The sequence below is a fragment of the Streptococcus mitis genome (assembly GCF_003942695.1).
Classification (GTDB): Bacteria; Bacillota; Bacilli; order Lactobacillales; family Streptococcaceae; genus Streptococcus; species Streptococcus mitis_BD.
In genome coordinates this window covers 273,566-288,390 of record NZ_RJNU01000002.1, presented here as the reverse complement: position 1 = coordinate 288,390, position 14,825 = coordinate 273,566, and the positions used below count along the sequence as shown (strand labels likewise).

The window sequence follows — 14,825 nt, the reverse complement described above, 5'->3', positions numbered from 1 at the left end:
TCCTTTACTTTTGATTTTATAACAGTCCTATAAGCGCTTCTTGCCACAGTTGGTACAAACTGATAAAGAATGAACTCAAGATGTAGCCCATTACAATACTAAAGAAGCCTACTAACAAACGAACTTTTTTTGTGTTAGTAGCGGTCACTTTTAAAACCTTTTCCCATCTCACAAGATCCTTCAAAAGGTAAAAACTCAAATAAATAAAGAGTATATGACTACTTAGAGTGAATAATAATTGAACCATTTGACTATTATACCATCTTATCCGCTTGCGCGCCAGTTTTCGATTTTTCTACGAATTAGGGATTGTTTTTAAGGTAATCAATCGCATCTTGTAAGGTTTTTACGGGAACGATTTTCATCTCTGTTTTGATCGTTTTAGCAGCTTCTAGGGCTGTTTCATAGTTGCTTTTCGCATTGGGATCCGCTTTTTTTGCTTCCTCGGTGACTGGATTGTCAGGAGCAAAAAAGACATTGGCTCCCTGACGAGAGGCTGCAACCACTTTTTTGTCAATTCCACCGATGTCGCCAACATTTCCATCGCGATCAATGGTTCCCGTTCCCGCAACGATGCGACCATTACGAAGTCCTGGATCTGCTATCTGGGTGTAAATAGCGAGACTAAACATAAGACCGGCACTTGGCCCCCCGATACCAGCTGTTGAAAAGCGAATTGGAACATCACTGGTCACTTCCGTACGGTCAATTAAACCAATCCCAATCCCGTTTTTCCCGTTTTCAAGAGTGATAATTTTACCTTCAGCAGTCTTGACTCTTCCGTCTTCTTCGTAGGTTACCTTGACTGGATCCCCTAGTTTTTGAGAGTTGACATAATCAATCAAGTCTTTGGAACTGTCAAAGGTCTTATCATTAACAGCCGTCACTGTATCTGCAATATTCAGAATACCCTTAAAAGTTGAATTATCCGTCACAGTTAAGACATAAACTCCTAGATACTTGAGTTCGATATCTTTACCAGCCGTCTTCAAACCTTGATACTTGGCCATATTTTGGGATGTTTGCATGTAGAACTGATTGATCCGCATAAACTCTGCATCAGTAGAACCACCCGTTGTCTCCTGAGCGCTTCTAATATCCGTAAATGGAGTCAGCCAAGCATAGACAAGATGCGACAGGGTTGCATGCCGAATACCGACTGTTACAAACTGGTAGGCCCCTGCTTCTGTATCTTCTGTTTCATTGACTTTCAAAACTTGACGAATATCTTCCGCTCCACCTGGAACTTCTATGTAGTATGGTAAAGGTACTACAAAGGCTAAAAAAGTCAATACTAGTGCTAGGATGACATATAAGGGCCATCTAGTTTTTTTCTTCATGTTCTAATTCCTCCACAACACTGTTTGGGACATATTGCCGAATCTCCTGACCAAACTTCAGGAGCTCTCTCATGGCTGACGAGCTGATATAGAGATGCTCTGGGCGACTATGTAGGTAGACAGTCTCAATCTCTGGAGCCAGTTGATGATTGTAGTAATCAAAACTAGCCTCATATTGCAAGTCTGCGGCATTCCGCAAGCCACGGACAAGAGTTTTAGCTCCCAGTTTTCTTGCAACATCAACAACTAATTGGTCATGAGAAGCCATGACCTCTACATTTTCTAAATGCGCTAGGGCTTTTTCAACTGCTCGTTTGCGATTTTCAACAGGGAGAAAACCTTGTTTGTGGGGATTGTAGAAAACCCCGACATAGAGCTTATCAAAGAGTTTGCTGGCACGTTCAATGATATCCAGATGTCCATTTGTCATCGGATCAAATGATCCTGTAAATAATCCAATTTTATCTGACATAAACTGTCACCTTACTAATCCCATATATTTTTTCCTTCCAGATGCCTAAGCAGGCGATTTCTTCTGGGAGTTCTACAGACTTATCGGTTTCGCAGACGACCATGACCTCTTGGGAGAAGAGATTCCTTTCTGCCATTTTTTCGATATCTGCAACGATTTGTTCTTTTGCATAGGGAGGGTCTAAAAAGACCAGATCAAAGGGACCTGTCACTTGCTCCAAGGCCCGTTCAGCTTCCATCTTTAAGAGCTGAAATTTAGAAACTTCCTTGGTCATCTGGATATTTTCAGTGATGACAGCTTGTGCCTTTCGATCCCGTTCTACTAAAACAGCATGGGACATGCCTCTTGACACAGCTTCAATAGACAGACCGCCACTGCCTGCATAAAGATCCAAGACATGACCACCCTCAAAATAAGGACCAATCATGTTAAAGATAGCTCCACGCACCTTATCTGATGTCGGCCTAGTCGTCTTGCCTTCTAGCGTCTTGAGGGGACGCCCTCTGTAGATTCCTGATACGATTTTCATACCGTTTATTATACCAAATTATGGAAAAAAAGAGAAAGAAAACCGAACCTTACGGTTCGATTCCCTACAAGATATTTTCGTAAGTGTCGCGGACTTCTTGCGGCCAAACACTGGTCTGAACCTCTCCGATGTGTTTCTTGCGAAGAAGGAACATGGCCATCCGAGACTGTCCGATACCCCCACCGATTGTCAGTGGGAAAAGGCCGTTAAGCAGGGCTTTATGCCATTCCAACTCCAGACGATCTTCGTCTCCTGTAAGAGCCACTTGGCGACGAAGTGTATCTTCATCTACCCGAATCCCCATAGAAGAAAGTTCAAAGGCACAACCAAGAGATTCGTTCCAAACTAGAATATCGCCATTCAACCCTTTGTAGCCATTCTCAGACTCTGTTGTCCAGTCATCGTAGTCAGGTGCACGGCCATCATGAGGTTTCCCGTCAGGCAACTCACCACCAATACCAATCAAGAAGACTGCACCGAACTCTTTACAGATTGCATTTTCACGCTCTTTCGGTGTCAAATCTGGATAGCGTTCCACCAACTCTTCTGTATGGATGAAGGTGATTTGTTTTGGCAAGATGGATTCGATATCGTAGCGGGCTTCTACGGCTAGCTCTGTCAGACGGATAGCCTTGTAAATCTTTTCAACAGTTTCTTTGAGATAGGCGATATTGCGTTGACCATTTGGAATCACCTTCTCCCAGTCCCACTGGTCCACATAAACAGAGTGGGTCGCATCCAACGAATCTTCGTCTGGACGAAGAGCCTTCATGTGAACAAACAGACCCTCACCTTCACCGAAACCAAAACGAGCCAAGGTGTGGCGTTTCCATTTGGCAAGTGAGTGAACGACTTCATAGGTTTCATCTGGAATCTGCAAAACCTTGACAGATACTGGATGTTCGACACCGGACAGGTTGTCCTGCATCCCATCGCCGACCTTACTCAAGATAGGTCCCTGAACTTCCACGACTTCTAGTTTATCTTTCAAATACTGGGTAAAGGTGTTTTTAACAAAAGAAATTTCTTCTTGCTGATGAATAAAGCTTTTCTTCATAAACGGCTCCTCAAAAATTAGTTAAAAGCATTATACACCTATTTCCAAGAAAAGAAAAGAGTAAATAAGAAAAAGTCAGTGCTCTTTGGAACACTGACTTTGTCATTCATTAATCGTTTCGACCAAAGATACGTAAAATGCTAAGGAAGAGGTTGATAAAGTCTAGATAGATACTGAGAGCCATTGAAATGACCCAACCTGTCGCGACTTGTCCTCGTGACTGCTCATAAACATAGCGAATCTTTTGGTTGTCCCAAGCAATCAAACCTGAGAAAACCAAGACCATGGCAATACTAATCATGTAGTCAAAGAAACTATTGGCTAAAAATAGATTCACAACCATGGCAATGATGAGACCAACAAGCGCCGCCATCAAAGCTCGGCCCATTCCACTCAAATCTTTCTTGGTGAAAATTCCGATTGCCGCCATGACAAAGAAGAGAAGGGCACTGGATACAAAGGCTGATAAGACGGTCCCAGGTGTATAGAAGGCTACGACGAAACTCAGCGTAAAGCCATTTAAAACAGAATAAACTAAAAATACTGGGAGAGCTGCTGGACTATTTTTTGCAGCCATGCTACTCGCAACAAAGACCAGACCAAGTTCTGCAAAAGTTGCAATCATCAACCAGAGACGACCATGCATTAAAAAGTAGACCAATTGAGTCTGAAAGACCGTCAACATCAAAGCTGACACGAGAGCTGATAGACCAATCCCAAGTCCCACAAAGGCGTAAACCTTAGCGTAAAATTGATTGAGACCTGAACGTTCTTGAATAATTGTTTGATTCATTCTGATTCTCCTTTTTCTATAAATATGTCTTGATTATAACAAAGATTTTATAAATTAGCTGAAATAAAACATCAAAATGCCTGCTGCAACTGCCACGTTGAGACTTTCTGCTCGACCTTTCATGCTTATATGAACCAGCTGATCAGCACTCTCAGCCATGACAGAACTAATCCCCTGTCCTTCATTTCCCATAACTAAAACAAAGTCTTCTAGGGGAGAAAGCTCACGATAATCCTTTGAATCTCTCGATAAGGTCGTTGCCAGAATGGGCAAGTCACTCTTTTTAGCCCCTTCTACAAAGGTGGCAACAGGCATACGATAGATGGGCAAATGAAAATGACTTCCTTGCATGGAACGCAGAGTCTTGAGACTGTATACATCTGCTGACTTGTCTGAAACAATGACCCCTGTGAAACCGGCCGCATCCGCAGTCCGAATCATGGTGCCAACATTCCCAGGGTCTTGGACATCTTCTAAAAATAGAAACTTTCCCTGACGAAGATCAGGCTGTCCCATTTCTTCTTTTTGAATAACTGCGACAATGCCTTGAGGGGTTTGCGTATCTGCCAAGTCCCGCAAAATCTCCTCTGAAACCCAGACAGTTTGAGGAAAAGTGGCTAACTGATCTCGGTAACTTTCTAGGGCAAAAATCTTCTCAATCGTCACTCCTGCTTGAACAGCTTCTTCAAACAAGTGCCAGCCCTCAATCAAATAAGCAGACTTTCGATATTTTTTTTGATGCAATTTCTTGGCATTTTTTACCACAGAATTGGCTTTTGAGGTTATAATAGTCATAGAAATATTATAACACAATCAAAGGGGTTTGGTATGCAAAAGGTTAGAATGATTGCCCAAGGTAGGGTGCAGGGTGTTGGTTTTCGCTGGGGCGTTTATACTCTAGCGCTTGAAATCGGTGGCATCACTGGTCGTGTCTGGAATAATGACGATGGCACAGTGGAAATTCTTGCTCAGACAGACTCCTCTGCCACTATGGCAAAATTTATCCAAGAAATCCGCAAAGGTCCGACACCTTTTTCAAAAGTCACCTATCTAGATGTACAAATGAGCAACTTTTCATCCTATTCGGACTTCAAAGTCGCAAATTAGGTCTCCAGAACTATTGTATATTTTACAAAAAAACAGTAGAATAGAAAGGTATAATTTTTAAAGAAGGAATGAAAACATTGAAATCTATTAAACGTTTTGCCCTCTCTGCTATGGGAGTGGCTATGCTACTTATCTTGACAGGCTGTGTTTCTGTTGATAAAACGACTGGAGAACCGACTGGATTTATCTGGAACACCATCGGAGCGCCTATGGCAGAGGCCATCAAATACTTTGCTAATGATATGGGACTTGGTTTTGGGATGGGGATTATCATCGTCACCATTATCGTGCGTTTGATTATCTTGCCGCTCGGTATCTACCAATCGTGGAAGGCGACGCTTCACTCTGAAAAGATGAACGCCCTCAAACACGTGCTTGAACCACATCAAACACGTCTAAAAGAAGCAACAACTCAAGAAGAAAAACTTGAGGCTCAACAAGCCCTCTTTGCCGCCCAAAAAGAACATGGTATCAGCATGCTAGGAGGCGTCGGATGTTTCCCTATCTTGCTCCAAATGCCTTTCTTCTCTGCTATCTACTTTGCAGCCCAACATACTGAAGGGGTCGCAGGATCTAGCTTTCTCGGTATCGAACTAGGCTCACCAAGCATGCTCCTCGTAGCCTTTGCAGGTATTCTTTACTACATCCAATCTCTCCTCTCGCTTCATGGAGTAGAAGATGAGATGCAAAGAGAACAACTTAAGAAAATGATCTACATGAGCCCACTCATGATTGTTATCTTCTCCCTCTTCTCACCAGCCAGTGTCACACTTTACTGGGTTGTCGGTGGTTTCATGATGATTCTCCAACAATTTATCGTCAACTATGTCGTTCGTCCAAAACTTCGTCAAAAAGTACGCGAAGAATACGAAAAGAACCCTCCAAAAGCAAGTTCTACTGCAGGAGTAAGAAAAGATGTGACTCCTAAGCAGGCTCAAGCGATCACAACCAATAAGAAAAAGAAAAACCGCAACTCTGGCAAACAACGATCTAGATAAGACTCAAAAAGCTTAGCTGAAAGGCTAGGCTTTTTATGTATCACAAAAGCCCGATGTTTCCATCAGGCTCCTTTTTATCCATGAACACGTTTCATGTAGTCTTGGTAACTTTCTGTATCCATCAATTCCTTGGCATTCTTAACACGGTCTGCTGTTGGAGGTTTGACACCTTCGAGCGAATATGGAATCCCAAGTTCACGCCACTTGAATTCTCCCATCGTATGATAAGGTAGGATTTCAAACTTGTCAACGTTTTTGAGGGTTTTGACGAATTTACCGAGTTCGATCAAGTCATCATCTCTGTCTGTTAAGCCTGGAACCAGCACATGGCGAATCCAAACAGGCTTCCCGATATCTGATAGGTACCGGGCACAGGCCAAGATGTTTTTATTGGTCTGGCTGGTTACAATCTTGTGCTGTTCTTCGTTGATTTCCTTGATATCCAAGAGAACCAAATCTGTCACAGCCATGAGTTTATTAAACTTTTCGAGATAACGTGGTGTGTTACGGAAAGGAAGGGCACAGGTGTCCAAGGTGCAGTGGATTCCTTTTTCCTTAGCCTTGGTAAAAAAGGCAATCAAGAAATCAATCTGCAAGAGAGCCTCTCCACCACTGACAGTAATTCCTCCCTTGTCTCCCCAGAAGCCACGATAGCGAAGGGCTTCGGTCAAAACATCGTCTACTGTCCGTTCGCGTGATTTATTGGTCTCCATAGCCCATGTATCAGGGTTATGGCAGTACTGGCAACGCATGTGACAGCCCTGCAAAAAGACAATAAAACGAATCCCAGGGCCATCTACCGCCCCAAAACTCTCTGTCGAATGCACCATTCCTGTCACTTGTCCATAGTCAATTGTTTCTTCAGACATATCGTCACCTTCCTTGAAACCGTTTTATAGTTTTATTATATCACGACTTGAGGGAAAAACAAGATTTTTGTCTATTTTTTAGAAAGCAATCTGTTTTTCACTTTCATTTTCATTTTTTTAATGATCGGGTTCAAAATCAAAACCATACAAGGTTGCAAAATAGTCCTCAGGGCGCTCTGCACGGCGGATTTGGCGGGCTTTTCCTTCTTCGGTATAGAGAATTTCTGCCGAGCGTAGTTTGGCATTGTACTGGTAACCCATGGAGAATCCATGTGCACCTGTATCATGAATCACCAGTAAATCACCGATTTCTGTATGAGGTAGTTCGCGGTTCACTGCAAATTTATCATTGTTTTCACAGAGTGAACCGACCACGTCTACCACCTCAACAGGTTCATCTGGATGAGTCAGATTGCTTATATGATGATAGGCACCGTACATGGCTGGGCGCATAAGATTGACTGCCGAGGCATCCACACCCAGATAGGTACGGTAGGTTTTCTTTTTATGAGTTACTTTGGTGACGAGAACTCCATGCGGTGCCAGCATAAAACGGCCCAATTCAGTGAAAATCTTGACCTGACCAAGACCTGCAGGTGTGAGGACTTCTTCATAAACCTCACGGACACCCTCACCAATCATAGCGATGTCATTTGGCTCCTGGTCTGGGCGGTAATTGACTCCGATTCCGCCGGAAAGATTGATAAAGTCTAGTGAAATACCCAACTTTTCCTTGATTTCAACGGCTAATTCAAAAAGCTGACGCGCCAACTCTGGGTAGTAGAGATGGGTGACGGTATTGGATGCTAGGAAGGAGTGAATCCCAAATGTCTTGGCTCCTTTTTCCTTCAAAATAGCAAAGGCTTCAAAAAGCTGAGCCTTGGTCATACCAAACTTGGCTTCCCCAGGATTGTCCATGATGTCTGTTCCCAATTCAAAGACTCCGCCTGGATTGTAACGACAAGAAATGATTTCTGGGATACCTGCAGCTCGCTCCAGATGTTCAATGTCTTCAAAGGCATCCAAGTTAATGGTCGCACCCAATTCACGCGCATAAGCATATTCCTTGTCTGGCGTGTTGTTCGATGAGAACATGATTTCAGAACCGGGAAAATCCAGTTTATGGCTCATCAAGAGCTCTACATAACTAGAGCAATCCACACCACAACCTTCCTCTTTGAGAATTTTCAAGATGGCTGGGGTTGGAGTAGCCTTGACGGCAAAATATTCTTTGAATCCCTTATTCCAAGAAAAGGCCTGGTTGACGGCTCTTGCTTTTTCACGAATCCCCTTCTCATCATACAAGTGAAAAGGAGTCGGGAACTCTGCAACAATTGTTTCTAAATCTTCACGGCTGATAAATGGTGTTTTCATAAGCTTCCCTCTATTCTGTTTGCAAAGAAAGGCTGGGACAATCGTTCCAACCTTTAGTTCTATCTCTTATTTGTCTTCGTCAAAGATATTTCCAATCTCAACATCGATGGATTGGTTCTTAACATCAATATTGGTTACTTTCAAGAGTGACTTGTAATCGAACTGCTTTTCACGTTCTTCTTGGGCATTGTCTGCAAAGACTGCGACACCAGCTAGTTCAGAATCGAACTCACGCAAGAGACTGATCATCCCGTTGACAGTTCCGCCGCCTTTCAAGAAGTCATCCACAATCAAGACACGACTGCCAGCCTTGAGGCTACGTTTCGAAAGGAACATTTTCTCAATGCGGTCACCGCTGGAACCTGATACATAGTTGACGCTGACCGTTGAACCTTCGGTAATTTTCAAGTCACGGCGCACAATGACAAATGGAACATTGAGGACATTGGCAACTGCATTTGCGAGCGGAACACCCTTAGTCGCTACTGTCATCACCGCATCGATTTTTTGGTCCATAAAGCTCTTGGCAATGATGCGCCCAATATTTTTCAAAATGGCAGGCGTACTGAGCAAATCAGACAGGTAGATGTAGCCACCTGGCAAGATACGGTCGCTTTCTGAAAGTTTGTCACGCAAGTCTGCGATCATTTCTTTGGCTTCATGACTCGAGATTGATGGTGTAAAGATAACGCCACCACCTGCTCCAGTCACAGTCTGAATATGGCCGATTTCAATTTCCTCAAAGGCACGCTTGATAATCACAATGTCCTCTGAAATCGATGATTTAGCAGATTCGTACTTTTCTGCAAAGGTGTTGAGACTTGTTAGTTTGTATGGATTATTAATCAAATAGTTGGAAATGACAACCATCCGATCACTTCTTCTTAATTTCATTTTTATTTACCATTCCATTTAATTTTGATATTTTATCTATTATACCACATTCACATAAAAAAACGAACATTATTGCGTAAAAAATGCTCGTTTTTCTTAAATTATTAATCTAAATCTGGTTTATAGAAGGAACGATTGTCCATAGCGAAAATTTTATTAGTCATCTCTCCTTTGTCCACCAAAGCCAAAGCTGTTGACATCATCATCATGCTGGCATCTAGATTGTCAATCATATGAATAATCTCTGCCTCCATAACGCGTGGACGGACTGGACTTCCATACTCAAGTAAGCCGTGGTGACTGAGGATGACATGGCGCAGTAGCACCACTTCTTCTCTAGTATCATCGATGCCAAGTTCCATGACTGTCTTGGTGATTTCGCTATCGATGAGAGCTATATGGCCGATGAGATTGCCTCGCACTGTGTACTCCGTCTGATTCGGACCACTGAGTTCTAAAACCTTGGCCAAGTCGTGCAACATAATCCCAGCATAGAGCAGGCTCTTATTGAGCTGAGGATAGATCTCACTAATGGCATCTGCCAAGCGCACCATGGTTGCTGTATGATAGGCCAAACCCGTTTCAAAGGCGTGGTGGTTGGTCTTGGCAGCTGGATAGGAGTAGAATTCCTTATCATACTTGGTGTAGAGACTACGAACGATACGCTGCCAGACAGGATTTTCTATCTTGAAAATCATTTGCGACATGTAGTCACGGATTTCCTTGACATCGACTGGTGACTTGACCTTGAAATCAGCTGGATCATTGGGTTCCCCAGGTTGAGGTAAGCGGAGAGTAATTTGATTGACTTGAGGAGTATTATTGTACACTTCTCGACGTCCCTGCATGTGAACCACTTTCCCAGCGGTAAAGGCCTCAACGTTATGAGGTTGGGCATCCCAGAGTTTCCCTTCAATCTCGCCACTATCGTCTTGGAAGGTAAAGGCTAGGTAGTTTTTCCCAGCACGCGTCTGTCTCAGGTCAGCTGACTTGATCAGGTAAAAACCTTCAAACAGCTCATCTTTTTTCATGTGACTAATCTTCATATTCTTCCTCATCTTCTTGGAAATGGAGTAGATCAAGCGCAGGCTCACCTTCTGATAACTCAATGTGACGGAGCGTCCGCTCGATAGCCGTGGTACGACGGTTTAATAATTCATCAATATTGCCAGAGGCATGTTGGAGATGCTTTTGTGCCTTAACCAGAATGCCTCCGAACTTGCCAAACTCGGTCTTGACGCTGGCAAGAGTCTTGCTGATATGGTCAGCACTCTTTTGGATATTGAGAGTTTTGAAGCCAACTGATAGAGAGTTAAGCAGGGCTGATAGGGTACTTGGACCTGCGACAATAATCTGCTCCTCCCGTCTCAAGTCATCAAAGAAGACCGGATTGCGGACGATTTCTGAGTAGAGTCCCTCTGTCGGAACAAACAAAACTCCAAAATTGGTCGTCCGAGGTGGCGCTAGATACTTGCTCTTGATATCCTTGGCAAAGCGCTTGACGCTAGCTAGGAGTGACTTGCGACAACGTTCGATTTCGTCCTTATCGCCTGCTTCATAGGCTTCTTCTAGGCGATAATAATCCGCCAGTGGAAACTTGGAGTCAATCGGTAGGTAGACATATTCTTGGTCGCCTTGGCCAGGTAACTTGATGGCGTACTCTACTCGCTCGCTAGAGTTTTCAACCGTTGCGTATTCTCGTTCGTACTGGGCAGGAGTCATGATGTCTTCGATGATTTGCCCCAGTTGCAATTCGCCCAGAATCCCTCGCGTCTTGGTCCCAGAGAGAACCTTGTTGAGGGCCCCGACATCGCGGGCAACTGTCTGCATCTCTCCAAGACCACGATTGACCGACTCCAGTTGCTTGGAAACTGTCTCAAAAGAAGCCTGCAAGCGCGTCTGCAAGGTCTTTTCCAGTTTTTCCTCGACCGTCTGGCGCATTTGTTCTAAACGTTGCTCATTTGATTCCTGCAGGGCTTGGAGACGTTGGTCGGTCTTGTCTCTAGTTTGGAGGAGATTCTCGTTCATCTCCTGTCTAACTTGCGTCAGACCTTGGTGCAACTCCATTCGCACTTCTTGCAAACGATCGCTGACAGCCACTTCCAAGTCTTTTTGGTCTAACTGGCTGGCTTGTCTAGCTTGTTCAAAGCGGTAATCCAGTTGATCTGAAAGATTGTCTGCCTGATCCTCCAAGCTCTTGGCTAGGTACTTGTCTTGCTTATCCTGCCTTTGCCAAATGAGAAATAGTCCAGCTAGGTGGGTAATTAATAATAGTAATAATACAGTCTCCATCCTACCTCCTGTCCTTGCTGTGCAGCACGACGACATAACCATCTGGGCAAGTTACCGAAACTTCCCTATCTATATATTCGTTAGAAGCGTACACTTTTTTAAAGAAAAAATTTTCCTCTGTCAACTCATACTTGGCACCGAGAATGGTCAACTGACTGTCCCGAACCGGCATAAAGGCTAGATAATCGTAGTCTGAACGCGGTTCAAGCTGACTGGTCCCTTCTGGACAATAGGCAATCAAGTTTTGCCCATCCTCAATCGCTATCTGGCGCATATAAGGTGCCAACTTGGGATTGCTAGGTAGAAAGACATTAGCCAGCATATGATCAATACGACCACCAAGAGCACCGAAAATAGTGATCTGAGCCCGAGGATTTTGCTCAAAAATGGTCAAGAGAGCCAATTCCAGATCTGTCTCATCCTTTTCTGGCTGAGCTTGGACAAAACTCAGGGCACGTTTTTGAATCACCTGACGCTCTTCTTCAGTGACAGAATCAAAATCTCCGACGGCTAGTCTGAGAGGAAGGTTTTCTTCCAAGACCCAGAGCGAACCTCGATCCACACCGACAAAGCTATCAAAATTCGTCCGATAATGACCGCGATCTCCGCCTGCAAAAACGGCAACCCTAGTCCAGTTGTTTTCTGAGAGTTTGCACTCGTTCATTGACATCTCCCTTAAAAACATAGGATCCTGCTACAAAAACGGTCGCTCCAGCTTCTTTGGCTTGAGCAATGGTCTGGTCATCAATACCGCCATCGACTTCAATCTCAAAGCTCAAACCTTTTTCCTCACGAAGGGCAACCAACTCACGAACCTTGTCCATGGTTTCAGGCAGAAAAGCTTGACCACCAAAACCAGGATTAACCGTCATGACCAAGACTTGATCAACTAGGTGAAGGACATGCTTAATTGCCTCGACAGGCGTACCAGGGTTAATGACGACCGAAGGTTTAACACCGAGAGAGCGAATTTTTTGGAGGGCGCCATGGATATGAGGTGTTGCTTCTACATGGATACTGATGATATCCGCTCCTGCGCGCGCAAAGTCTTCTAGATGATGCTCAGGATTTTCTACCATCAAGTGGCAGTCAAAGACCATCTTGCTATGAGGACGAAGGCTTTCAACCACCCCTGCACCAAAACTGATTTGCGGTACAAAGTGACCATCCATGATATCGATATGGGCATATTCTGCCCCAGTTGCTTCTAGGCGTTTGATTTCACATTCAAAGTTGGCATAATCTGCTGCCAGAATTGACGGAGCAATCTTGTATTGAGACATAGGTTTCTCCTTATTTTGGAATTTTTTTGCTGACTTTTTTATAGGTTTCTCTGCGATTTTCAATTTCACTGAGGAATTGCAGGTAGTTGTCAAAACGGAAGGTTGCAATGGTACCCTCTTCAACAGCTGGTTTGACTGCACAAGACGGCTCATGGGTATGGGTACAAGTACGGAACTTACAATCTCGACTGACACTGGCAATCTCTGGAAAGGCCTGATTGAGGTCTTCAGCCGTTGACACTTCATAATCCAGTGATGAAAATCCCGGCGTGTCCGCAATCTTTCCACCATTGAGATTGTAAAAACTAACAGCCCGAGTGGTATGACGACCGCGACCAAGACTGTCTGAGATTTCTCCTGTTTCAAGATTGAGGTCCGGTGCGATTTTATTGAGGAGGGTTGACTTCCCAACACCTGTCTGCCCCATAAAGACCGTCACTTTCCCTGTTAATAAAGGCAAAAGTTCTTCTTTACTGGTCACAAAGTCGTAACCAATGGCACCGTAAGTCTGCTGATAAAAATCCAGTTCTCCTCTATCTTTCAGCAAGTCCATTTTAGAAATATAAACAATAGGATGGATGCCCTTGTGTTCTAAAAGAACCAAGAAACGATCCAGCAAATTGCTGTTGAAGTCCGGTTCCTTGACAGACATGATCACCACAGCTTGGTCAATATTGACAATAGGCGGACGGACCAGACTGTTTCTCCGTTCGTGAATCTTGAGAATGTAGCCTTCTGAATTTTCCTCCGCAGAAAAATCTACCCAATCCCCAACATAGGGCGTATGACCTTTTTTGCGGAAATTCCCACGCGCACGTGTCTGATAGACTTGGCCATCACTCTCCAAATAGTAGAAGCCCGCCAAGGCTTTAATAATTTGTCCCTGCATCTTAGAGTCCTTGTCCTTTAAGCGCATCTGCTAGGCTAGCAAATTCTGCCAAGCTAAGAGCTTCACCACGAACACTCGGTGACAAACCTGCTTGGTCCAGAGCCTTGGTCAGCTTATCCTTGACTTCATCAGTCTTGCCAAAGTAGCCTGTCAAGTTGTTCCACAAGGTCTTGCGACGATGAGTGAAGCTAGCCTTGGAAACCTTAAAGAAAAAGTTCTCATCTTCCACTGCTACGGCAGGTTCTGGACGGCGCACCATTTTCAAGATAGCTGAGTCCACGTTTGGTGCTGGTACAAAGACCGTACGAGGCACGATGAAGGCAACCTTGGCTGTCATGTAATACTGAACCGCAATCGACAAGCTACCGTAAGCCTTGGTGTTAGGTTGGGCTGAGATACGATCCGCCACTTCTTTTTGCATCATGACCACAAATTCACTAAAAGGAATGCCACTCTCAATCAAGTGCATGAGAATAGGCGTTGTGATGTAATAAGGCAAGTTGGCCACTACCTTGATTGGCAGGTCAGGATTTTTGAAATTCTGGATATGTTGCGCCAAGTCAACTTTGAGAATGTCCTCGTTGACTACAGTCACATTGTCAAAATCACGCAAGGTATCAGCTAGGATTGGCACCAAACGGTGGTCGATCTCAAAGGCCATGACTTCTGCTGCACGCTCAGCCAAAAACTCCGTCAAGGCACCAATTCCTGGCCCAATTTCGATAACATTAACCTGGTCATCAATTTCAGCCGTATCCACGATTTTTTGAAGGATATTGGTATCCGTCAGGAAATTTTGTCCGAAGGACTTTTTAAAGGTAAAACCGTGACGCTCCAGCACTGCCTTGGTCACGCTATAATCTGCAATTCTCATTTATTCTCTTTTCTATTTGTTAGCTAAAAATAATATATAAAACCCACATAATTA

At 44.0% G+C, this 14,825-nt stretch carries 18 protein-coding genes; 2 read left to right on the top strand and 16 right to left on the bottom strand.

What is annotated here, in order from left to right:
* Nucleotides 1-16: 16 nt before the first annotated feature.
* From D8852_RS02670 to D8852_RS02640, 7 genes are all read right to left on the bottom strand, one after another.
* Nucleotides 17-247 carry a DUF1146 family protein gene (locus D8852_RS02670; protein WP_080563327.1) on the bottom strand — a complete coding sequence of 77 codons (231 nt, stop codon included), beginning with the start codon at nucleotides 245-247 and terminating at the stop codon, nucleotides 17-19.
* 55 nt (nucleotides 248-302) lie between these two features.
* A complete protein-coding gene (locus D8852_RS02665; protein WP_000730768.1) occupies nucleotides 303-1,340 on the bottom strand; it encodes a SepM family pheromone-processing serine protease in 1,038 nt (345 codons plus the stop codon).
* Nucleotides 1,324-1,812: a pantetheine-phosphate adenylyltransferase gene (gene coaD, locus D8852_RS02660; protein ID WP_038804573.1), complete on the bottom strand. Its 489-nt coding sequence runs from the start codon at nucleotides 1,810-1,812 to the stop codon at nucleotides 1,324-1,326. Before coaD ends, D8852_RS02665 begins: the two co-directional genes overlap by 17 nt.
* Nucleotides 1,802-2,341 (bottom strand): 16S rRNA (guanine(966)-N(2))-methyltransferase RsmD, encoded by a 540-nt coding sequence (rsmD, locus tag D8852_RS02655; protein ID WP_038804574.1) that lies wholly within the window; start codon nucleotides 2,339-2,341, stop codon nucleotides 1,802-1,804. The genes coaD and rsmD overlap by 11 nt, the downstream gene beginning before the upstream one ends.
* Nucleotides 2,342-2,405: 64 nt before the next feature.
* Nucleotides 2,406-3,398, bottom strand: coding sequence for an aspartate--ammonia ligase (gene asnA, locus D8852_RS02650; RefSeq protein WP_000747987.1), 993 nt, complete (start codon nucleotides 3,396-3,398; stop codon nucleotides 2,406-2,408).
* A gap of 109 nt (nucleotides 3,399-3,507) precedes the next feature.
* Nucleotides 3,508-4,191: a Bax inhibitor-1/YccA family protein gene (locus D8852_RS02645; protein WP_125425125.1), complete on the bottom strand. Its 684-nt coding sequence runs from the start codon at nucleotides 4,189-4,191 to the stop codon at nucleotides 3,508-3,510.
* Nucleotides 4,192-4,245: 54 nt separating this feature from the next.
* Complete coding sequence (locus D8852_RS02640; RefSeq protein WP_125425124.1) at nucleotides 4,246-4,986, bottom strand: TrmH family RNA methyltransferase; 741 nt, start codon at nucleotides 4,984-4,986, stop codon at nucleotides 4,246-4,248.
* A gap of 33 nt (nucleotides 4,987-5,019) precedes the next feature.
* Here D8852_RS02640 and D8852_RS02635 point away from each other — a divergent pair, with 33 nt between their 5' ends.
* Both D8852_RS02635 and yidC read left to right on the top strand, forming a co-directional pair.
* A complete protein-coding gene (locus D8852_RS02635) occupies nucleotides 5,020-5,298 on the top strand; it encodes an acylphosphatase (protein ID WP_038804579.1) in 279 nt (92 codons plus the stop codon).
* Between the two features lie 77 nt (nucleotides 5,299-5,375).
* Nucleotides 5,376-6,296, top strand: a complete 921-nt coding sequence (gene yidC, locus D8852_RS02630; RefSeq protein WP_125425145.1) for a membrane protein insertase YidC — start codon at nucleotides 5,376-5,378, stop codon at nucleotides 6,294-6,296.
* A 74-nt stretch (nucleotides 6,297-6,370) separates the two neighbouring features.
* On the opposite strand, the gene pflA is transcribed toward yidC, so the two are convergent.
* The 9 genes from pflA to rsmA form a co-directional block, all read right to left on the bottom strand.
* Nucleotides 6,371-7,165 (bottom strand): pyruvate formate-lyase-activating protein, encoded by a 795-nt coding sequence (pflA, locus tag D8852_RS02625; protein WP_061418174.1) that lies wholly within the window; start codon nucleotides 7,163-7,165, stop codon nucleotides 6,371-6,373.
* Nucleotides 7,166-7,282: 117 nt separating this feature from the next.
* On the bottom strand, nucleotides 7,283-8,539 hold the full coding sequence (locus D8852_RS02620; RefSeq protein WP_125425123.1) for a diaminopimelate decarboxylase: 1,257 nt from the start codon (nucleotides 8,537-8,539) through the stop codon (nucleotides 7,283-7,285).
* Nucleotides 8,540-8,605: 66 nt separating this feature from the next.
* On the bottom strand, nucleotides 8,606-9,433 hold the full coding sequence (gene purR, locus D8852_RS02615) for a pur operon repressor (RefSeq protein ID WP_002874197.1): 828 nt from the start codon (nucleotides 9,431-9,433) through the stop codon (nucleotides 8,606-8,608).
* A 104-nt stretch (nucleotides 9,434-9,537) separates the two neighbouring features.
* Nucleotides 9,538-10,479 (bottom strand): 3'-5' exoribonuclease YhaM family protein, encoded by a 942-nt coding sequence (locus tag D8852_RS02610; protein ID WP_093585977.1) that lies wholly within the window; start codon nucleotides 10,477-10,479, stop codon nucleotides 9,538-9,540.
* Nucleotides 10,469-11,725, bottom strand: a complete 1,257-nt coding sequence (gene rmuC, locus D8852_RS02605; protein ID WP_185755567.1) for a DNA recombination protein RmuC — start codon at nucleotides 11,723-11,725, stop codon at nucleotides 10,469-10,471. Before rmuC ends, D8852_RS02610 begins: the two co-directional genes overlap by 11 nt.
* 1 nt (nucleotide 11,726) lies before the next feature.
* The gene (locus D8852_RS02600; protein ID WP_125425121.1) at nucleotides 11,727-12,389 is read right to left on the bottom strand and encodes a thiamine diphosphokinase; all 663 of its coding nucleotides are present in this window, start codon (nucleotides 12,387-12,389) and stop codon (nucleotides 11,727-11,729) included.
* Entirely contained in the window at nucleotides 12,352-13,008 is a 657-nt protein-coding gene (gene rpe, locus D8852_RS02595) for a ribulose-phosphate 3-epimerase (protein ID WP_125425120.1), read from the bottom strand. Before rpe ends, D8852_RS02600 begins: the two co-directional genes overlap by 38 nt.
* Nucleotides 13,009-13,018: 10 nt before the next feature.
* Nucleotides 13,019-13,897, bottom strand: coding sequence for a ribosome small subunit-dependent GTPase A (gene rsgA / locus D8852_RS02590; RefSeq protein ID WP_125425144.1), 879 nt, complete (start codon nucleotides 13,895-13,897; stop codon nucleotides 13,019-13,021).
* Nucleotide 13,898: 1 nt separating this feature from the next.
* Nucleotides 13,899-14,771: a 16S rRNA (adenine(1518)-N(6)/adenine(1519)-N(6))-dimethyltransferase RsmA gene (gene rsmA, locus D8852_RS02585; protein WP_125425119.1), complete on the bottom strand. Its 873-nt coding sequence runs from the start codon at nucleotides 14,769-14,771 to the stop codon at nucleotides 13,899-13,901.
* Nucleotides 14,772-14,825 lie beyond the last annotated feature (54 nt).